This is a genomic window from Pseudomonas sp. NPDC087612 (genome assembly GCF_044743505.1).
GTDB lineage: Bacteria > Pseudomonadota > Gammaproteobacteria > Pseudomonadales > Pseudomonadaceae > Aquipseudomonas.
The window spans coordinates 482513-502029 of sequence record NZ_JBIUWO010000004.1 but is presented as its reverse complement, the minus strand read 5'-3'; the positions used below and the strand labels follow the sequence as shown (position 1 = coordinate 502029).

16 protein-coding genes are annotated in these 19517 nt (G+C 61.5%); 11 read left to right on the top strand and 5 right to left on the bottom strand.

The window, feature by feature from the left end; genetic code table 11:
* Positions 1–89: 89 nt before the first annotated feature.
* Positions 90–776, bottom strand: coding sequence for a M949_RS01915 family surface polysaccharide biosynthesis protein (locus ACIOVF_RS11150; RefSeq protein WP_401289407.1), 687 nt, complete (start codon positions 774–776; stop codon positions 90–92).
* 119 nt (positions 777–895) lie between these two features.
* On the opposite strand from ACIOVF_RS11150, the gene rapA reads away from it, so the two are divergent.
* Positions 896–3742 (top strand): RNA polymerase-associated protein RapA, encoded by a 2847-nt coding sequence (gene rapA / locus ACIOVF_RS11145; protein ID WP_401289404.1) that lies wholly within the window; start codon positions 896–898, stop codon positions 3740–3742.
* Between the two features lie 97 nt (positions 3743–3839).
* Here rapA and ACIOVF_RS11140 read toward each other — a convergent pair whose 3' ends face one another.
* Entirely contained in the window at positions 3840–5192 is a 1353-nt protein-coding gene (locus ACIOVF_RS11140; RefSeq protein ID WP_045197838.1) for an MFS transporter, read from the bottom strand.
* Between the two features lie 278 nt (positions 5193–5470).
* On the opposite strand from ACIOVF_RS11140, the gene ACIOVF_RS11135 reads away from it, so the two are divergent.
* Entirely contained in the window at positions 5471–7747 is a 2277-nt protein-coding gene (locus ACIOVF_RS11135; protein ID WP_401289400.1) for a putative bifunctional diguanylate cyclase/phosphodiesterase, read from the top strand.
* On the opposite strand, the gene ACIOVF_RS11130 is transcribed toward ACIOVF_RS11135, so the two are convergent.
* Positions 7647–8534, bottom strand: a complete 888-nt coding sequence (locus ACIOVF_RS11130) for an NAD(P)-dependent oxidoreductase (RefSeq protein ID WP_401289397.1) — start codon at positions 8532–8534, stop codon at positions 7647–7649. The genes ACIOVF_RS11135 and ACIOVF_RS11130 overlap by 101 nt on opposite strands.
* Positions 8535–8735: 201 nt before the next feature.
* Between ACIOVF_RS11130 and ACIOVF_RS11125 the strand changes: the two genes are divergently transcribed.
* Complete coding sequence (locus ACIOVF_RS11125; protein WP_045197831.1) at positions 8736–10916, top strand: hypothetical protein; 2181 nt, start codon at positions 8736–8738, stop codon at positions 10914–10916.
* Between the two features lie 179 nt (positions 10917–11095).
* On the opposite strand, the gene ACIOVF_RS11120 is transcribed toward ACIOVF_RS11125, so the two are convergent.
* On the bottom strand, positions 11096–11401 hold the full coding sequence (locus ACIOVF_RS11120) for a DUF2288 domain-containing protein (RefSeq protein WP_045197829.1): 306 nt from the start codon (positions 11399–11401) through the stop codon (positions 11096–11098).
* A 362-nt stretch (positions 11402–11763) separates the two neighbouring features.
* Here ACIOVF_RS11120 and ACIOVF_RS11115 point away from each other — a divergent pair, with 362 nt between their 5' ends.
* From ACIOVF_RS11115 to ACIOVF_RS11090, 6 genes are all read left to right on the top strand, one after another.
* Complete coding sequence (locus ACIOVF_RS11115) at positions 11764–12891, top strand: branched-chain amino acid ABC transporter substrate-binding protein (RefSeq protein ID WP_045197827.1); 1128 nt, start codon at positions 11764–11766, stop codon at positions 12889–12891.
* A 227-nt stretch (positions 12892–13118) separates the two neighbouring features.
* Entirely contained in the window at positions 13119–14042 is a 924-nt protein-coding gene (gene livH / locus ACIOVF_RS11110) for a high-affinity branched-chain amino acid ABC transporter permease LivH (protein WP_028943524.1), read from the top strand.
* Positions 14039–15295 (top strand): high-affinity branched-chain amino acid ABC transporter permease LivM, encoded by a 1257-nt coding sequence (locus ACIOVF_RS11105; RefSeq protein ID WP_401289391.1) that lies wholly within the window; start codon positions 14039–14041, stop codon positions 15293–15295. The genes livH and ACIOVF_RS11105 overlap by 4 nt, the downstream gene beginning before the upstream one ends.
* Positions 15292–16059 (top strand): high-affinity branched-chain amino acid ABC transporter ATP-binding protein LivG, encoded by a 768-nt coding sequence (gene livG / locus ACIOVF_RS11100; protein WP_045197823.1) that lies wholly within the window; start codon positions 15292–15294, stop codon positions 16057–16059. Before ACIOVF_RS11105 ends, livG begins: the two co-directional genes overlap by 4 nt.
* Entirely contained in the window at positions 16060–16761 is a 702-nt protein-coding gene (locus ACIOVF_RS11095) for an ABC transporter ATP-binding protein (RefSeq protein WP_045197821.1), read from the top strand.
* A 145-nt stretch (positions 16762–16906) separates the two neighbouring features.
* Positions 16907–17143 carry a hypothetical protein gene (locus ACIOVF_RS11090; RefSeq protein WP_401289386.1) on the top strand — a complete coding sequence of 79 codons (237 nt, stop codon included), beginning with the start codon at positions 16907–16909 and terminating at the stop codon, positions 17141–17143.
* Positions 17144–17146: 3 nt separating this feature from the next.
* Here ACIOVF_RS11090 and ACIOVF_RS11085 read toward each other — a convergent pair whose 3' ends face one another.
* Entirely contained in the window at positions 17147–18055 is a 909-nt protein-coding gene (locus ACIOVF_RS11085; RefSeq protein ID WP_401289383.1) for a LysR family transcriptional regulator, read from the bottom strand.
* A gap of 107 nt (positions 18056–18162) precedes the next feature.
* On the opposite strand from ACIOVF_RS11085, the gene ACIOVF_RS11080 reads away from it, so the two are divergent.
* The gene (locus ACIOVF_RS11080; protein ID WP_045197815.1) at positions 18163–18762 is read left to right on the top strand and encodes a short chain dehydrogenase; all 600 of its coding nucleotides are present in this window, start codon (positions 18163–18165) and stop codon (positions 18760–18762) included.
* 70 nt (positions 18763–18832) lie between these two features.
* Positions 18833–19507, top strand: coding sequence for a COG3650 family protein (locus ACIOVF_RS11075; RefSeq protein ID WP_045197813.1), 675 nt, complete (start codon positions 18833–18835; stop codon positions 19505–19507).
* Positions 19508–19517: the final 10 nt, after the last annotated feature.

Below are 19517 nucleotides of genomic sequence, written 5' to 3'. Positions count from 1 at the left end.
GATGATCTCCTGTCGCCAGTGTGTCGGCTGATGGCCACGGGCCTTGAGCCAGTGCCGGCAAAATGTGCGGGGCGCTTCACAGTTGCCGGCTACTGTTCTTCGTCCTCGTCCGTCGGGGCGGGCTGGGCTTCGCTCCACGGCCGTTTGAGCACTTTGTTCCAGACGTCGTTCACGTGATCGCGCAACACTTGTGGTGCATCCTTGAGCGACGGGCTGTCTTCGCGCTCACCGCCATATGGCTGCTCGCCCTCGATAGCGATCAGCGACTGGCCATTGATAGCATAGCTGGCCTGGCCCTCACGCAACTCGACACGCAGTTCATGGGGGTCGACGCCGCCGCCACAAAAGGCGTGGCTGGCGACCGTCAGCTCGGCCAGGCCGTTGTTGTCGAGGTCACTGACGCCGCTGACGTCGGTATAAAAGCCGACATCCAGGTCGAGCCCGGAGCAGGTGGTCTCGTTCTCGATCTTCCAGCGCGGCTTGAAGCTGCCATCGCCCTGGCGCTCATACAGCGTTGCCGTGAGCACCACGCGATCGACGTCCTGATCGGTCTCTTCATCGCTGACCTGGTCGTCATTGCGGCTGAGCACCAGCAAACCTTCGCCCTCGCGGTCGTGGTAATGCACGCTCTGCAGCGGCGATTGCACGCCCAGGGCCTCGAGTTGCGCAGCGGGAATCGGCGCCAGAATTTCGAAACCTTTGTTGTCACAGGCAGCCAGCAGAAGCACGCCCGCCACGGCCAGCGTTCGGATGAACCACGGGTTGGAGATCGGCATGGCTGTATCGGGCCCTCAATGGCGACAGCGGTTTTCGTCGATGAAGTTGCTAGACTCTTTGGTCTGCACAGAGCTATCCGTTAAGATAGTCGGCTTTTTCATGGCGGGAGTCAGGCAGTATGGCGCAGCAGTATCAACCGGGGCAACGCTGGATCAGCGACAGCGAAGCCGAGCTAGGTCTGGGGACCGTTCTGGCACAGGACGGCCGCTTGTTGACCGTGCTCTACCCGGCCACTGGCGACACCCGCCAGTACTCCCTGCGCAATGCGCCCCTGACCCGGGTGCGCTTCTCGCCTGGCGACCAGATCACCCATTTCGAAGGGTGGAAGCTGACCGTGCGCGAGGTCGAGGATGTCGACGGCCTGCTGGTCTATCACGGCCTCGACGCGCAGAACCAGGCGCGTACCCTGCCGGAAACCCAGCTGTCGAACTTCATCCAGTTCCGCCTGGCCAGTGACCGCCTGTTCGCCGGGCAGATCGACCCGCTGCCGTGGTTCTCGTTGCGCTACAACACCCTCGAGCACACCAGCCGTCAGTTGCAGTCGTCGCTCTGGGGCCTGGGCGGCACCCGCGCGCAACCGATTGCCCACCAGTTGCATATCGCCCGTGAAGTGGCCGACCGTATCGCCCCGCGGGTTCTGCTGGCCGACGAAGTAGGCCTGGGCAAGACCATCGAAGCCGGCCTGGTGATCCATCGCCAGTTGCTCTCGGGCCGCGCCAGCCGTGTGCTGATCCTGGTCCCGGAGAACCTGCAGCACCAGTGGCTGGTGGAAATGCGCCGGCGCTTCAACCTGCAGGTTGCGCTGTTCGATGCCGAGCGCTTTATCGAAAGCGACGCCAGCAACCCCTTCGAGGATGCCCAGCTGGCGCTGGTTGCCCTGGAATGGCTGACTGAAGACGAAAAGGCCCAGGACGCGCTGTTTGCCGCCGGCTGGGACCTGCTGGTGGTCGACGAGGCGCACCACCTGGTCTGGCATGAAGACCAGGTCAGCCCCGAGTACGCCCTGGTCGAGCAACTGGCCGAGGTCATCCCCGGCGTGCTGCTGCTCACCGCGACCCCGGAGCAACTGGGCCAGGACAGCCACTTCGCGCGCCTGCGCCTGCTCGACCCGAACCGATTCCACGACCTGGCCGCGTTCCGCGCCGAAAGCGAGCACTATCGCCCGGTAGCCGAAGCGGTCCAGGAGCTGCTCGACGAAGGCCGCCTGTCGCCCAAGGCCCACGCCACCATCGAGGGTTTCCTCGGTGCCGAAGGCGAAACCCTGCTGGCTGCGGTCAACGATGGCGATACCCAGGCCAGCGCCCGCCTGATTCGCGAGTTGCTCGACCGCCACGGCACCGGCCGCGTGCTGTTCCGTAACACCCGCGCGGCGGTCCAGGGTTTCCCTGAGCGCAACCTGCACCCCTACCCGCTGCCCAACCCCGACCAGTACATGGAGCTGCCGCTGGGCGAGCACGCCGAGCTGTACCCTGAGGTTGCTTTCCAGTCCCAGAGCGAAGGCAGCGAAGAAGAGCGCTGGTGGCGCTTCGACCCTCGGGTCGACTGGCTGATCGACACCCTGAAGATGCTCAAGCGGGTCAAGGTCCTGGTGATCTGCGCCCACGCCGAAACCGCCATGGACCTGGAAGACGCCCTGCGCGTGCGTTCCGGTATCCCCGCGACGGTGTTCCATGAAGGCATGAGCATTCTTGAGCGCGACCGCGCTGCGGCCTACTTCGCCGACGAAGAATTCGGCGCCCAGGTGCTGATCTGCTCGGAAATCGGCAGTGAAGGCCGCAACTTCCAGTTCGCCCACCACCTGGTGCTGTTCGACCTGCCAGCCCACCCGGACCTGCTCGAGCAGCGTATCGGCCGCCTGGACCGCATCGGCCAGAAGCACACCATCGAGCTGCACGTGCCGCACCTGCAGAACAGCCCGCAAGAGCGCCTGTTCCAGTGGTACAACCAGGCCCTGAACGCTTTCCTCAACACCTGCCCGACCGGCAACGCCCTGCAGCACCAGTTTGGCCCGCGCCTGCTGCCGCTGCTCGAAAGCGGCGATGACGATGAGTGGCAAGCGCTGGTCGACGAGGCCCGTGCCGAACGCGAGCGCCTCGAAGCCGAGCTGCACAGTGGTCGCGACCGTTTGCTGGAGCTCAACTCCGGTGGCGCCGGTGAAGGCCAGGAGCTGGTCGAGGCGATCCTTGAGCAGGATGACCAGTTCGCCCTGCCGATCTACATGGAAACCCTGTTCGACGCGTTTGGCATCGACAGTGAAGACCACTCGGAAAACGCCCTGATCCTCAAGCCGAGCGAAAAAATGCTCGACGCCAGCTTCCCGCTGGGCGACGACGAAGGCGTGACCATCACCTACGACCGCAACCAGGCGCTGTCGCGTGAAGACATGCAGTTCATCACCTGGGAGCACCCGATGGTCCAGGGCGGCATGGACCTGGTGCTGTCCGGTTCGATGGGCAACACTTCGGTGGCGCTGATCAAGAACAAGGCGCTCAAGCCCGGCACCGTGCTGCTGGAGCTGCTGTACGTCAGTGAAGTGGTGGCTCCGCGCGCCCTGCAGCTGGGCCGGTACTTGCCGCCGGCCGCGCTGCGCTGCCTGCTCGACGCCAACGGCAACGACCTGGCTTCGCGGGTGTCCTTCGAGACCCTCAACGACCAGCTCGAGAGCGTGCCCAAGGCCAGCGCCAACAAGTTCATCCAGGCCCAGCGCGACGTGCTGGCGCCGCGGATCAACGACGGCGAAGCCAAGATCATGCCGCGCCATGCCGAACGTGTCGCCGAAGCCCAACGCCGGCTGGCGGCGCAAACCGATGAAGAGCTGGCGCGCCTGATCGCCCTGCAAGCGGTCAACCCGACCGTTCGCGACAGCGAAATCGACGCCCTGCGCAAGCAGCGTGAACAAGGCCTGACGATGCTTGATAAAGCGGCGCTGCGCCTGGAAGCGATTCGGGTGCTGGTCGCCGGATAAACCGCGTCGTATTCATCGCTGGCAAAGCCAGCTCCCACAGGATCTTTTGGCAGAGATCGAACCCTGTGGGAGCCAGCCTTGCTGGCGATGAGGCCCCTCACGCTTGTGCAAGCTTGCCCGCTGCCTCCTCGCTGTCAGCCACCATCCCCTCGCGCATCCTCTGCGCATCCCGGCTGAAGCACCGCGAGGCCAGCAGCAGAAACACCAGCGTCAACATCAACGCCACCGGTATCAGGTACATCGCCCCGTGCAGGCCTTCAGCCTTGAATGCCTCGCTCATCTGCACCGCCCCCGCTGCCTGCATGGCCGCCACGGCAAAATGGTCCGAAAGCGCCCCCACCACCACCGGCCCCAGGCCGCCACCGAGCAAGTAAAGCCCGGCAAAGAACAGCGCCATGGCCGTGGCCCGCAGACGCGGCTGCACCACATCCTGAATCGCGGTGTAGACACAGGTATAGAAGTTGTAGGCAAACAACCAGCCGACACCGAACACCGCCACGAACACGCCGATCTCGATCCGCCCGGCGTGCAACGCCCAGGCGGTGGCCAGGGTGGCGATCAGCATGCTCAGGGCACCGAACAACAAGCGCCCGTTGGCAAAGCGCTGGTGTACCTTGTCGGCAATCCAGCCGCCAAGGGTCAGGCCAACCAGCCCGGTCAGGCCGACAATGACCCCGGTGGCCACCGCGGCCTGCTGCAGCGAGAGCAAAAAGTAACGCTGTAGCATCGGCACCATGAACGAGTTGCAGGCGTAGGTGGCGAAGTTGAAGGTAAGGCCCGCAAGCACCAGCCAGCAGAAGGTCGGCACACTCAGAACCCGGCGCAACGGCCGGTCCACGGGCGCCTGGGAGATCGCCACCGACTCCGCCGCGCCGCGCGCCGGCTCGCGGATCATGAACATGAACAGGGCCAGCAACAACCCGGGCACTGCGGCGATAAAGAACGGCGCCCGCCAGCTGTCAAAGGCCTGCACCATCGCACCGATGGTGAAGAACGCCAGCAACAGGCCCAACGGCAGGCCGAGCATGAAAATGCCCATGGCCCGCGCGCGCTTCTCGGCGGGGAACAGGTCGCCGATCAGCGAGTTGGCGGCTGGCGCATAGCTGGCCTCACCGATGCCTACGCCCATGCGCACCAGCAAAAAGCTCCAGAAGCTGCCGACCATGCCGTTGACAGCTGTCAACCCGCTCCAGGCCATCAGCCCCCACCCCATCAGTTTGCTGCGTGAACCGTTGTCGGCCAGGCGCCCCAGCGGCAGGCCGGCAATGGCATAGACCAGGGTGAAGGCGGTACCGATCAAGCCGATCTGAAAGTCGCTCAGGTGCCATTCCAGGCGGATCGGCTCGATGATGATGGCGGGAATGGTGCGGTCGAAGAAGTTGAACAGGTTGGCCAGAAACAGCAGGAACAGGATTCGCCAGGCGTTGGCCGCTTGAGTGGAGCTCTGCATCGATCAGTCCCTCGTTATTATTGTTCGGGGCTTTCCAGCACGCCGAACTGAATCTAGAGGGCACTTGCCGATCTGTCTGCCACCATTGACCGGACTGATACCGGGTAATTGTAACCATTCGCGGTTTTAGAACCCGACGCTATTGGTTCAATGACCAAATCGTAGGAATCAATATGCCATTATTCAGGATGGACTAATGCTGAGTTCCTATACTCCTGCACAACGGTCTCCAAGCGGGCTATAGGGGGACGAGTGCCAACTCGAAAAAGAGGCATGCTATGGAGTGGCTGGGGCTACAAATGCTCGCCGAACTTCCGGCAACCGGACAGATCCTTCTCGATTGCAGGCACAACCCCTACCTGGTGTTGCTTGCCTTTCTGATCGCCTGTGCCGGTAGCTTCGCCACCCTCGACATGGCCGAGCGCCTGAACCACGTCGAGCAACCCGCGGCCCAGCGGCAATGGCGCTTGCTCGGCGCCTGCTGTCTGGCTGGCGGCATCTGGGCCATGCACTTCATCAGCATGCTGGCCCTGCAAACGCCGCTGGAGGTTCACTACGATGTGGCCCTGACCGGGGTCTCGCTGCTGATCATGCTGCTGGCCGGCTGGATGGCCATGAATACCCTGAGCCGCCAGCAACTGCTGCCGCGCCACTACCTGCAAGCGGCGGTGTGCTTCGGCCTGGGGATCATTGCCATGCACTACACCGGCATGGCCGCCATGCGCTCCAGCGCCCAGCAGTTCTATCGCCCCGACCTGTTCGCCGCCTCGGTCGCTGCCGCCATCGCCACCAGCCTCGCGGCGCTGCTGTTCGCCCGTTATTTGCGCAATGGCAGCGGCACCCTCTTTCAACTGATGAAATACGGCGCCAGCCTGCTGATGGCCGGCGGCATTGTCGCGACCCATCTGCTGGGCATGGCCGCCTTGACCCTGGTACTACCCGCGGACACCGCGCTGTCGCTGCCGGTCAGCGACAACAGCCTGCAACTGAGCCTGACCATCGCCTTCATTACCCTGTTGATCAGCGCCAGCAGCATCAGCGCCGCGCTCTCGGACAAGAAGCTGCAAAGCAAGGAGCACGACCTGCGCCGGGTCAACGTGCTGCTCAGCCAGCTCGACCAGGCCCGGGTGTCCTTGCAGCAGGCCGCCCACTACGACGCCCTGACCAACCTGGTCAACCGCCGCGGCTTCAACCAGGTGTTCGCCGAGCGCCTGGCCGAGCAAACCGCCAATGACGGCATGCTGGCGGTGATGTTCCTCGACATCGATCACTTCAAGCGCATCAACGACAGCCTCGGCCATGATGCTGGCGACGAGTTGCTCAAGGTGATTGCCGCACACATCAAGACCGCCACCCGCAGCCAGGATGTGGTCGCCCGTTTCGGTGGCGACGAGTTCTGCATCCTCACCGCCCTGCACAGCCGCGATGAGGCCCGGCACCTGGCCCAGCGCATCATGCAGAAGATGAAGGAGCCGATCGACCTGGCCGGTCGGCGCATGGTCATGACCACCAGCATTGGTATCAGCGTGTTCCCCGATGATGGCCGCAGTTGTGACGAGCTGTTGAAAAACGCCGACCTGGCCCTGTATCAATCCAAGGGTTGCGGGCGTAACAACCTGAACTTCTTCAACAGCAACCTGAAAACCCGCGCCACCCTCGAGCTGCAACTGGAAGAAGAACTGCGCATCGCCCTGCTCGAAGAACGTGGCCTGCGCATCCACTACCAACCGATTTTCGACCTTCACAGCGGCCAGGTGGCCAAGCTCGAGGCCCTGGTGCGCTGGCAACATCCACAGCACGGGCTGCTCAGCCCGGACCGCTTCATCGGCATTGCCGAAGCCAACGGCCTGATCGCCGAACTCGACCTATGGGTGTTGCGCCATGCCTGCGAAGACCTGGCCCAGCTCAACCGCCACGGTTACGACGGGCTCAAGGTAACCGTCAACTGCTCGGCGTTGACCCTGGCCCGCGAAGAACTGGCCCAGGAAGTCGAAGATGCCCTGCGTCAGGCCGGCATTCCGGCGCGCCAGCTGGAGCTGGAAGTCACCGAAAACGCGCTGATGGGCAACATCCACAACACCATCGCCCTGCTCAAGCGCATCCGCGCCCAGGGCGTGTCGCTGTCGATCGATGACTTTGGCACCGGCTACTCGTCACTGGCCTACCTCAAGCGCTTGCCGCTGGACACCCTGAAGATCGATCGCTCGTTCATTCAGGATGTACCGCGTTGCCGCCAGGACATGGAAATCGTCCAGGCCATCATCGTCATGGCCCACACCCTGCACCTGCAGGTGATCACCGAAGGCGTTGAAACCACCGAACAGTACCAGTTCCTCGCCCAGCAAGGCTGCGATTACCTCCAGGGCTACCTGCTCAGCCGGCCCGTGCCACTGGGTGAACTGCGGCCGATCCTGGGCGAACTCAACCAGCGCCATGAACAGGCGCTGAGCAGCATCAATCCTTACGCCGGTACAGATCAATCAGTGTCGCCGGATCTTTTTGCAGATAGCCCTGGCTACCATGCAAGCGCATCAGTTGGGCGGCCAGGCCGCTGATCGGGGTCGACGAACCCTGTTCGCGGGAAAATTTCACCGCGCTATCCAGATCCTTGAGCAAGGTGCGCACGTGCCACTTCACCGGCTCGAAGCGACTGGCGGCCATTTGCGGGGCCAGGATCTGCAGCGGCCTTGAATCGGCGAAACCACCCGCCAGGGCCTCGGCGATCAGGCTGGCGTCGACGCCTGATTGCTCGGCCAGCGCCACCACCTCGGCAATCACCAGCGCATTGCAGGCAACGATCATCTGGTTGCAGGCCTTGGTTACCTGCCCTGCCCCGACCGGCCCCATGTGGGTCACGCGTTGACCAAGGGTCAACAACAGCGGGCGCACGCGCTCAAGGTCGGCCGCCTCACCACCGACCATGATCGCCAAAGTGCCGGCTTCGGCGCCTGGAGTGCCGCCGGAGACCGGGGTGTCGAGCCAGTGCATGCCGGTTTTCGCCGCCAGTTCGCTGGCCATATCACGGGTAGCGGTCGGCTCGAGGCTGGAGAAATCCACCAGCAACTGGCCGGCCTTGCCTGCGCCAGCAATGCCCTGCTCACCAAACACCACCTCGCGCACCACCGCCGTGTCGGCCAGGCACAGCATCAGCACCTCGGCGTGCTGGCACAGCTCGGCCGGAGTCGCCACCTGGCGGGCACCGGCCTTGACCAGTTCGGCGCATTTGTCCGCCGAGCGGTTCCACACCGTCAGCGGATAACCCGCGGCCAGCAACCGCCGACACATGGGCAAGCCCATCAGCCCGATACCGGCAAACCCCAACGAAGGACGTGCAGTGCTCATGTACAGCTCCAGACAGATTAAAGAAGTTGACTGATCGGACGATTCAGTTTGCAGGCGTGGCAAGGAAAACTCCTACACAGGCATCGGGTTAACCCCTATCGCCCACGCCAAATGCGCACTGATACAGTCGCGAACCTCATCCAGTGATGGCTCTATGCTACCTACTAGAACAGCCACCCACCCCCAGGCAAATGGCGCAAAATGACCTCCAAGACTACTTCTGCCAACGCGGTTTCCGAGCTGACATCACCCACTCCCGCGTACAGCGCTCCCGGCTCGAGCTACTACAGCCCGCGGGCGCTCAACCCGCAGCAGTACCTGTACTTCACCGAAACCGATATCCAGCGCATCCTCGACAACCTCGATGGCCTGCGTGACCTGGTGTTCCCGCCCAGCGTGCATGTCGAAGACGACACCCAGCTGCGCCTGGACCAGCAGTTCCCCTCGGTGTGCCTGATTGGCCTGGGCCGTTGTGGCTCGAACATCGCCCTGGATGTCGCAGAACTTGTATACAACGCCAGGACCTTCTACCTCAACGAATTCAACAACGAAGACCGCGCCGGCAGCGAACCGAACTACAGCCCGGCGCGCTGGATTCGCAACAACCTGCGCCTGGTGCAGAACAAGGGCACCAAGCCGGTGTTCCTGGTAGAGCCGCTGGTGATGCTCGGCGACCTCGACAAGGACATCGCCGGGCGCATCCGTTTTTCGCGCAAGGGTGAGAAGAGCGGTTTTATCCGCGACTACAGCAAGATGAAAATCATGGACCTGTCGGAAGTCCATGCCGGTGGCGCCGGTAACGCGCCGATCCTCGGCCAGTACCTGGCCAAGATCATCCTCAATAAGGAAACCCACCGCTTCTCCAGCGCCGACTGGAAGCTGATCCACTCGTACCTGATCGACTCCTGCGGGATCAAGGCCAACCAGTCACGCCTGTATTTCTACATCTTCAGCGCCGGTGGCGGTACCGGCTCGGGCATGGCTTCGGAGTTCGGCCTGGCCCAGCAATATTCGTACATGAACAAGACGTTCGACACCAAGCCGGCCGACGAGAATGACGGCAAGAGCGGCCATTCGTTCGTCTTCGAGCCGATCTTCACCAGCGGCATCTGCGTGCTGCCGAATATTTCCGATCACCGCAGCGAAATGTCCGAAGCCCTGCACATCAACGCCGGCCGATTGTTGTGCAAGTACCTGTCCGAGGAATGGGACTTCTCGTACAACTTCGACAATGAAGACAGCAGTGAAGCCAGCGTCATGGGCCGCATCCGCCCGTGGAACGCCATGATGCTGATCTCCAACGACATCATGCGCTACGCCGAAGAGAACGATGACGGCAACATCCAGAACATCGACGTCAACGCCATGGAGAAGCACGCCAACCAGTACATCTCCCAGCAGATCTTCAACATCCTCACCGCCCAGGCAGTGACCACCGACTACGACCAGAACTACTTCCGTCGTGCCGGCATCGACATCGGCGAAACCATCCGCCTGGATGCCAACGACCTGTTCATGAGCCTGGCAGGCCCCGTGGCCATCGCCTACGCCGAATCGGTAGTGCCGGAACAGCCCTCGCCCAGCTCGGACAAATTCAAGGTGTTCGAGAAAGAGCAGCCGCGGCTGAACATCGACGACCTGTTCTTCCGCTCCATCGACCTGCCGCACTTCAACAAGGTGACCCAGGCGATCGAAGGCATCAGCCTGCTGCCGATTGAATCCCGCCGCTACCGCGCCGCCCTTGAGCAATACCAGGCCTCCGGCTACGACGCGGCGGCGCTGCACGACCTGCATTTTTTCAAGAACTGCTCGTCGGTGGTGTCGATCGTGTCGCTGCCCAAGGACTACAAGCTGTCGTACATGGATCTGAACCGGCTCAAGACTCACCTCAACAGCCTGTTCCCCAACACCACGCTCAAGCGCTATGCGCTGGTGATCGGTGCCTCGGCGAACCTGTCGCTGACCACCCTGATCGCCAAGAGCCCGTGCCTGTCGGACGACTTCCTGACCCTGATCGTGGCCTTTATCAAGCGCTGTTTTGCGCGTAACCCGTACCGCTTCGACGATACCCTGGACAATGCCATCCTTGAGTTCATCACCAGCGATGCCTTCGATGAAGACCGTATCGATGACCTGCTCAACGAGTTCGAGAACCCGGCGAAGATCCTCGATACCAACTGGTACGCGATCAAACCGATGTATGAGAAGAAATACCGCGAGCTGATCAACGACAAGAGCAAGTTCGTCTCGATCAATGACATCCGGCTGTCACGCGAATGCGTGAAGAAAGCGGTGAAATACCTGCGTGAGATCTACCGTCACCGCATCGGCAAGACCCGGGTGATCTCGTTGAACAGCCATACCGGCAAAGTGGATTACTGATTGAAAGCATCGCGGGGCAAGCCTGCTCCTACATCGGTAGGAGCAGGCTTGCCCCGCGATCAGACTGTTACCGCACTGCCTTGGCACACCCAACTGTTACCAACAGCCACCCCGGCTGAACAGTCCCGCGCACCAAAACCATCCTGCTGTGCATTTTCACGCACCATTTTGGCGCGTGATCAGCCGTTGGTCTTTTCCTGAATCACAATAAACGGCGAGACCACCACAGCCCAGATCTCTGGATCGCGGCTCTGAAGGTCTAGTGCCTGCTCTGCAGTGACCGCTCCGACAGTGCCAGCATTACGCCATGCAGCGACGCTTTCGCTACGGTTTTCGGCCATTGCCTGTGCAACATCGATCAGGTCCAGGGTCGGCTCGACCCAAATCAGGTCACCCTTGGCCCAAAAACGCTCCAGCGCTTTCCACTCGATTATTGCTGTCTCGCCGAGCAATTTGGCATAGAGGGTGCTTGGTTGATCTGTCATGGGTTCCTACCAGAAATAATTCGACCGCGATAAAGGTCGGTATTTTTGCAGAAAAACCCAGTTTCAAAATAAGTAATTGATCGACAAGGTGGTAAATGCCCGGGATGGGCCAGTAAAACTGGCTAGCCAGTGGCGTTTTTCTATAACTTTCTGTCGATTAGGCGACACCCCTGGTTTTTGCCCCGGCGGGCCTGCTTTTCAAGCGACAAAGCAGCGCTCTACACTGTACCGGTACAGTTGCCAGGGCCGTTCCGGGGGTTATCCGGGTCCGTGACGAGGCGTGGCCTCTCATGGAACCTGATCCGGTCCTCAAGCTCTGGCCGCCAGGACTATAAAAATTACAACAGAATGAGTGGAGCACTATGAGTAAGGCTACTAAGCAGATTTCCAAACTGTTTGCCGCAATGGTTCTGGCCGGGGTTGCCAGCCATTCGTTTGCAGCCGATACCATCAAGATCGGCATCGCCGGCCCGAAAACCGGCCCGGTCACTCAGTACGGCGACATGCAGTTCATCGGTGCAAAACAGGCCATCAAGGACATCAACGCCAAGGGCGGCGTCGACGGCAAGATGCTTGAAGCCAAAGAATACGATGACGCTTGCGACCCTAAACAGGCCGTGGCAGTCGCCAACAAAGTGGTCAACGACGGCGTCAAATACGTGGTCGGCCACCTGTGCTCCAGCTCCACCCAGCCTGCGTCCGACATCTACGAAGACGAAGGCGTGATCATGATCACCCCGGCTGCCACCAGCCCGGAAATCACCTCCCGCGGCTACAAGCTGATCTTCCGCACCATCGGCCTGGACAGCGCCCAGGGCCCTGCGGCTGGCAACTACATTGCCGACCATGTGAAACCGAAAGTGGTTGCGGTACTGCACGACAAACAGCAGTACGGTGAAGGCATCGCCAGCGCGGTCAAAACCACCCTCGAAGGCAAAGGCGTCAAGGTTGCCGTGTTCGAAGGCCTGAACGCCGGCGACAAGGACTTCTCCTCGATCATCCAGAAGCTCAAGCAAGCCAATGTCGACTTCGTCTACTACGGCGGCTACCACCCAGAGCTGGGCCTGATCCTGCGTCAAGCCAAAGAGAAAGGCCTGAACGCCAAGTTCATGGGCCCTGAAGGTGTCGGTAATGACTCCATCTCGCAGATCGCCCAAGGCGCTTCCGAAGGCCTGCTGGTGACCCTGCCGAAATCCTTCGACGCCGACCCTGCGAACAAGGCCATCGCCGATGCCATCAAGGCTGACGGCAAAGACCCAAGCGGCCCGTTCGTGTTCCCGGCCTACTCGGCTGTCGAGCTGATCGCCGAAGGCATCAAGGCGGCCAAGTCCGAAGACACCGACAAAGTGGCTGCAGCCATCCATGCCGGCACCTTCAAGACCCCGACCGGCGACCTTTCGTACGACGCCAAAGGCGACCTGAAAGACTTCAAATTCGTGGTCTACGAATGGCATTTCGGCAAACCTAAAACCGAAGTTTCCCCTCAGTAATCCCGTCTGACTATATGACTACAAGCCCACTGTGCGAGCAGTGGGCTTTGTTTTACGAGGTTCATGGGCCTGATTCCCGCGATCCGGGAGCAGGTTCACCTGAAAATCTTAAAACCGTCACCAGCGGTTCGCTGGCAGTTGCCTGTGCCGAAGTGGCCAAGACCACAAGACCAGGCCGGGGGCATCCCCACCAGTGAAATGCGTATCAGGTTTTTAGGAGCGCTGTAATGCCTGAGATCTATCACTTCTTCCAACAGCTGGTTAATGGCCTGACCATTGGCAGCACCTATGCCTTGATAGCCATTGGCTACACAATGGTTTACGGCATCATTGGAATGATCAACTTCGCCCATGGCGAGGTGTACATGATCGGTTCCTACGTGGCCTTCATCGCCCTTGCGGGCCTGGCCATGATGGGGATCGATTCACTGCCGATATTGATGACCGTCGCCTTCGTCGCCACGATCTTCGTTACCAGTGCCTATGGCTACAGTATCGAACGGGTCGCCTACCGTCCGTTGCGTAACAGCAACCGGTTGATCCCGCTGATTTCTGCCATCGGTATGTCGATTTTCCTGCAAAACACCGTATTGCTATCCCAGGACTCCAAGGACAAGTCCATCCCCAACCTGATCCCTGGGAGTATCTCCTTCGGCCCGGGCGGCGCAGAGGAAGTGCTGATCTCCTACATGCAGATCCTGGTTTTCGTAGTCACCCTGGTGGCCATGACCGGTTTGACCCTGTTCATCTCCCGCTCGCGTCTGGGCCGGGCCTGCCGGGCCTGTGCCGAAGACATCAAGATGGCCAACCTGCTTGGCATCAACACCAACAACATCATCGCCCTGACCTTCGTCATCGGTGCCGCCCTGGCGGCCGTGGCGGCCGTGCTGCTGAGCATGCAGTACGGGGTGATCAACCCCAACGCCGGTTTCCTGGTGGGCCTGAAGGCCTTTACCGCGGCTGTGCTGGGCGGCATCGGCAGCATTCCGGGCGCCATGCTCGGCGGGCTGGTGCTGGGGGTGGCTGAAGCCTTTGGCGCCGATATCTTCGGTGACCAGTACAAGGACGTCGTGGCATTCGGCCTGTTGGTTCTGGTGCTGTTGTTCCGTCCGACCGGCATCCTCGGCCGTCCGGAGGTTGAAAAAGTATGAACAAAAATCTTAAACAGGCGTTCTTCAGCGCCTTGCTGGTCTGGGCTGTCGCCTTCCCGGTGCTGGGCCTGAAACTCAGCATCGACGGCATCAACCTGATCGTTCACAGCCAAGGGCCTTTCACCCTCACGGTCATCGCCGTGTGTTCGGTGCTGATGTTCTTGCGCGTGCTGTTCGACAAGCAATGGAGCGCGGCAACCAGCCGCCGTTCGGGCCGTAAGTTGATCTCGCAGGCCATGAGCAACTTCCTGACCCTGCCCAAGACCCAGCGCTGGATCATCATCGGCCTGATCATGGTTGCACTGGTGTGGCCGTTCTTCGGCTCACGCGGCGCGGTCGACATCGCCACCCTGATCCTGATCTACGTGTTGCTGGGCCTTGGCCTGAACATCGTGGTCGGCCTGGCTGGCCTGCTCGACCTGGGTTACGTCGGCTTCTATGCCGTCGGCGCCTACAGCTACGCCCTGCTGTCGCACTACTACGGCCTGAGCTTCTGGATCTGCCTGCCGATTGCCGGCCTGATGGCGGCGACCTTCGGCTTCCTGCTCGGCTTCCCGGTATTGCGTCTGCGCGGCGACTACCTGGCCATCGTGACCCTGGGTTTCGGTGAAATCATCCGCCTGTTCCTGCGAAACCTCACCGGTCTTACCGGCGGCCCCAACGGGATCAGCAACATCGAGAAACCAACCTTCTTCGGCCTGACCTTCGAACGCAAGGCCGCCGAGGGCATGCAGACCTTCCACGAGTTCTTCGGCCTGCAGTACAACTCGATCAACAAGGTGATCTTCCTCTACCTGGTGGCGCTGCTGCTGGCGTTGCTGGCGCTGTTCGTGATCAACCGCCTGCTGCGCATGCCGATCGGTCGCGCCTGGGAAGCCCTGCGTGAAGACGAAATCGCCTGCCGCGCACTGGGCCTGAACCCGACCATCATCAAGCTCTCGGCGTTCACCCTGGGTGCCTGCTTCGCCGGTTTCGCCGGCAGCTTCTTCGCCGCACGCCAGGGTCTGGTGACACCGGAGTCGTTCACCTTCATCGAATCGGCCATCATCCTCGCCATCGTCGTGCTCGGCGGCATGGGCTCGCAACTGGGCGTGATCCTTGCGGCCATCGTGATGATCCTGCTGCCTGAGCTGATGCGTGAATTCAGCGAATACCGCATGTTGATGTTCGGTGCGCTGATGGTGTTGATGATGATCTGGCGTCCGCAAGGCCTGCTGCCTATGCAACGTCCACATATGGAGCTGCGTCGATGAGCCGCGAAATTCTGCAAGTCAGCGGCCTGAGCATGCGCTTCGGCGGCTTGTTGGCGGTCAACGGCGTGGCCCTGACCGTCAAGGAAAAACAGGTAGTGGCGTTGATCGGCCCGAACGGTGCCGGCAAGACCACGGTGTTCAATTGCCTGACCGGTTTCTACAAGCCGAGCGCCGGCAGCATCCTGCTCGACGGCCAGCCGATCCAGGGCCTGGCCGGCCATCAGATCGCCCGCAAGGGTGTGGTGCGGACCTTCCAGAACGTGCGTCTGTTCAAAGAGATGACCGCCCTGGAAAACCTGCTGATCGCCCAGCACCGGCACCTGAACACCAACTTCTTCGCCGGCCTGCTCAAGACCCCGTCCTTCCGCCGCAGCGAGCTCGAAGCAAAAGAGTACGCACGGTACTGGCTGGAGAAGGTCGACCTGCTCGAGTTCGCCAACCGCCCTGCCGGTACACTTGCCTATGGCCAGCAACGGCGCCTGGAAATCGCCCGCTGCATGATGACCCGTCCACGGATCATCATGCTCGACGAACCGGCGGCCGGCCTCAACCCGAAAGAGACCGAAGACCTCAAGGCGCTGATCAGCGTGCTGCGTGAAGAGCACAACGTCACCGTGCTGCTGATCGAGCACGACATGAAACTGGTCATGAGCATCTCCGACCACATCGTGGTGATCAACCAGGGCACGCCCCTGGCCGACGGTACGCCGGAACAGATCCGCGACAACCCTGAAGTGATCAAAGCCTACCTGGGGGAAGCGTAAATGCTGCAGTTCGAAAACGTTTCCACCTTTTACGGCAAGATCCAGGCACTGCACAGCGTCAACGTCGAGATCCGCCAGGGCGAGATCGTCACCCTGATCGGTGCCAACGGTGCCGGCAAATCGACCCTGCTGATGACCCTCTGCGGCTCGCCGCAAGCGAGCAGCGGCAGCATCCGCTACCTGGGTGAAGAGCTGGTCGGCCAGCCGTCCTCGCACATCATGCGCAAGAGCATCGCTGTGGTCCCTGAAGGCCGCCGCGTGTTCGCCCGCCTGACCGTGGAAGAAAACCTGGCCATGGGCGGTTTCTTCACCGACAAGGGCGATTACCAGGAGCAGATGGACAAGGTCCTGCAACTGTTCCCGCGCCTGAAGGAGCGCTTCAGCCAGCGTGGCGGCACCATGTCCGGCGGCGAGCAGCAGATGCTCGCCATCGGCCGGGCGCTGATGAGCAAACCCAAGCTGCTGCTGCTCGACGAGCCATCGCTGGGCCTGGCACCGATCATCATCCAGCAGATCTTCGACATCATCGAACAACTGCGCCGTGATGGCGTGACGGTGTTCCTGGTCGAACAGAACGCCAACCAGGCGCTGAAAGTCGCCGACCGTGCCTATGTGCTGGAAAACGGCCGGGTGGTGATGGAAGGCACCGGTGAAGCGCTGCTGACCGACCCGAAAGTCCGCGACGCCTACCTGGGCGGTTGATGTCAGACGCTGTATGCCACAAATGAAAAAAGGCCTTCGGGCCTTTTTTCTTGCCTGCTGTAACGCCTCCAGGGCACCGGACTCTAGTGCTGCAGGTGGGCCAGAAGCGCTGGCTCTAACCTCCCCTTACTACTGGAGCCTCATCATGAACAAGTCCCTCAGCGCCGCCGCACTTATCCTCTCCCTGGGCTCGAGCCTGGCCTTCCTGCCTGTTGTCCACGCCGCCGACGACATGAAAATGAGCAAGGAAGCAAGCATGGAGAAAGACATGAAAATGGACAAGAAAATGGCCGACGACAAGAAGATGGACATGAGCAACGACATGAAGATGGACAAGAACGACAAGATGATGAAAAACGAAATGCACGACGACAAGATGTAACCCCTACAGGGTCCGCAAGGCCTGGCTGCTGCGCCTGAACCAGGCCAGCAGGTAATCAGCCAGCACCTGGACCCGCTTCGGCATCCCGCCTTGATAGGGGTGCACCAGGAACAACGGCACGCTGCGCGTCTGATAGTCGCGCAGCAACCACTGCAAGCGGCCGTCAGCCAGTTCTGCATGGAGCATGTACGACGGCAGACGGGCGACCCCGGCGCCCAGCAGCGCCGCCTTCTTCAGCAAACTGTAATGATTGCTGGCAAAGCTGCCCGCCACCTGCACCCGCAACAGTTCGTGCTGCTGGTGATACAACCACTCTTCACGGCCGCTGTAATGGCTGTTGAGCAGGCAGCGATGGCTGCTCAGTTCGCCCGGCACCATCGGTTCGCCATAGCGCTGCAAGTAGGCCGGGCTGGCGCAGGTCAGCTCCTGCATGGCCAGCACCGGGCGGGCAACCAGTCGCGCGTCATCCTGGACATCGGTGCGAATCGCCAGGTCATAGCCGTCGCCCAACAAGTCGCGATAGCCGTTATTGAGCTCAAGCTCCACTTGCAGGTCCGGGTAGCGAGCGGCGAACTCAAGCAGCAATCCTTCAAAAAACGTCTCGCCCAACGACACCGGCACGGTGATACGCACCGGTCCCGCCAGTTCGTCCTTGAGCATGGCCAGGGTCTGCCGCGCCCCTTCCATTTGCCGCACCAGTGCCTGCGCCTGGGGCAGCAACATGGCGCCGGCAGCGGTCAGGCTCAGCCGCCGGGTAGTGCGGTGCAGCAACTTCACCGAATGGCTAGCTTCAAGGGCGCTGATGCGCTTGGACAGTTGCCCCTTGCTCCAGCCCAGTTGTTGCGCGGCCAAGGTAAAGCTGCCGGCATCCATCAGCACGGCAAAGGCCGCCAGGTCATCGAGGTCGCTCATGGATTGTTTCCATATGAAAACCAAAGGTTGCCTATTAGCACGCTTATCTACAGAAAAATCCACCCTAGACTTGAGCCTTGTCTACACACCCTACGAGGAATGGCTCAATGAAAATCCTGTTGATCGGCGCCAGCGGTACCATCGGTTCGGCGGTTGCCAAAGAGCTGGAGCAACGTCATGAAGTGCTGCGCATCGGCCGCAGCAGCGGCGACTATCAGGTGGACATCAGCGACAGCGCCTCGATCCGGCGCCTGTTCGAGCAAACCGGCCGCTTCGACGCCCTGGTCTGCGCCGCCGGCAATGTCACCTTCGCCGCCCTCGATGAAATGAACGCGGAGCACTTCGCCCTGGGCCTGAACGACAAGCTCATGGGCCAGGTCAACCTGCTGCTGATCGGCCGCGAGTTCATCAATGATGGCGGCTCGTTCACCTTTACCAGCGGCATCCTCAACCGCGACCCGATTCGCACCGGGGCCTCGGCCGCGCTGGTTAACGGCGCCCTCGATGCGTTCGTCAAGGCTGCCGCCATCGAATTGCCCCGTGGCCTGCGGGTCAACACCATCAGCCCCACTGTACTGGTCGAAGCCATGCCGGCCTATGCGCCATATTTTCGCGGTTTCAAACCCGTTCCGGCCGCCGACGTGGCGCTGGCCTATGCCAAGAGCGTCGAAGGTTTGCAAACCGGCCAGACCTACCAGGTGGGCTAAGGCCTTGTGATCGGCGACCAGCCTGCGTAACGTGGCGGCACCTTTTGCTCGAGATGCTGGAGTTTGCTTGATGCGTGCCGCCCCTTCGCTGTTGCTTGTCGCCTTGTTGCCGCTGTTCGCCGGCTGCCAGATGCTGGCTGAAAAGCCGCAAGCCGCCTCTACCGCCGGCCAGACCCGCATGCAGGGCGAACTGACGGCCCAGGGCGGACAACTGCTGTTCAAGCCCTGTGAAGAGACCCGCCGCTTTGCCGTGACCGACAGCGGCAACACCGGCCTGCTGCAGGAAGCCAGCGCGCTGGCGGCCACCCCCGGCACCCTGTTCGCCGACGTGCGCGGTACCTTGTCGGCCAGCGCAAAGGCCGGCAACGACGGCCAGTTGAACGTACAACGCCTGTACCGCATCGAACACTCCAGCAGCGCCTGCAGCGACCCCAACTTCAAGCGCCTGACCCTGCGCGCCAGTGGCCACGAGCCGGACTGGAACCTCAAGGCCGGCGGCAAGGGCATGGTCCTCGAACGCCTCGGCCAGCCAACGCTGGCGGTCCCTTTCCTGGAAGAACAGCTGCCCGACGGGCGCTTCAGCCTCAACACCGAGGCCAACGGCCAGAAAGTCGAGCTCTGGGTCGCTCCGCAACGCTGTGTCGACAGCGCCACCGGCAGTGTCCAGCATCTGATCGCCGAGCTACGGGTGGACGGCCAGACCCTGCGCGGCTGCGCCTACTACGGTGGCTCACGCAACGACTGATCATCGGCGC

What these genes read in the sequence shown, in the direction of transcription:
- ACIOVF_RS11135 (WP_401289400.1), top strand. Translation starts at nt 5,471, where the DNA reads ATGGAGTGGCTGGGGCTACAAATGCTCGCCGAACTTCCGGCAACCGGA.
- ACIOVF_RS11105 (WP_401289391.1), top strand. Translation starts at nt 14,039, where the DNA reads ATGAACAAAAATCTTAAACAGGCGTTCTTCAGCGCCTTGCTGGTCTGG.
- ACIOVF_RS11095 (WP_045197821.1), top strand. Translation starts at nt 16,060, where the DNA reads ATGCTGCAGTTCGAAAACGTTTCCACCTTTTACGGCAAGATCCAGGCA.
- livG (WP_045197823.1), top strand. Translation starts at nt 15,292, where the DNA reads ATGAGCCGCGAAATTCTGCAAGTCAGCGGCCTGAGCATGCGCTTCGGC.
- rapA (WP_401289404.1), top strand. Translation starts at nt 896, where the DNA reads ATGGCGCAGCAGTATCAACCGGGGCAACGCTGGATCAGCGACAGCGAA.
- ACIOVF_RS11130 (WP_401289397.1), bottom strand. Translation starts at nt 8,534, where the DNA reads ATGAGCACTGCACGTCCTTCGTTGGGGTTTGCCGGTATCGGGCTGATG.
- ACIOVF_RS11085 (WP_401289383.1), bottom strand. Translation starts at nt 18,055, where the DNA reads ATGAGCGACCTCGATGACCTGGCGGCCTTTGCCGTGCTGATGGATGCC.
- ACIOVF_RS11150 (WP_401289407.1), bottom strand. Translation starts at nt 776, where the DNA reads ATGCCGATCTCCAACCCGTGGTTCATCCGAACGCTGGCCGTGGCGGGC.
- ACIOVF_RS11075 (WP_045197813.1), top strand. Translation starts at nt 18,833, where the DNA reads ATGCGTGCCGCCCCTTCGCTGTTGCTTGTCGCCTTGTTGCCGCTGTTC.
- ACIOVF_RS11090 (WP_401289386.1), top strand. Translation starts at nt 16,907, where the DNA reads ATGAACAAGTCCCTCAGCGCCGCCGCACTTATCCTCTCCCTGGGCTCG.
- ACIOVF_RS11120 (WP_045197829.1), bottom strand. Translation starts at nt 11,401, where the DNA reads ATGACAGATCAACCAAGCACCCTCTATGCCAAATTGCTCGGCGAGACA.
- livH (WP_028943524.1), top strand. Translation starts at nt 13,119, where the DNA reads ATGCCTGAGATCTATCACTTCTTCCAACAGCTGGTTAATGGCCTGACC.
- ACIOVF_RS11115 (WP_045197827.1), top strand. Translation starts at nt 11,764, where the DNA reads ATGAGTAAGGCTACTAAGCAGATTTCCAAACTGTTTGCCGCAATGGTT.
- ACIOVF_RS11125 (WP_045197831.1), top strand. Translation starts at nt 8,736, where the DNA reads ATGACCTCCAAGACTACTTCTGCCAACGCGGTTTCCGAGCTGACATCA.
- ACIOVF_RS11140 (WP_045197838.1), bottom strand. Translation starts at nt 5,192, where the DNA reads ATGCAGAGCTCCACTCAAGCGGCCAACGCCTGGCGAATCCTGTTCCTG.
- ACIOVF_RS11080 (WP_045197815.1), top strand. Translation starts at nt 18,163, where the DNA reads ATGAAAATCCTGTTGATCGGCGCCAGCGGTACCATCGGTTCGGCGGTT.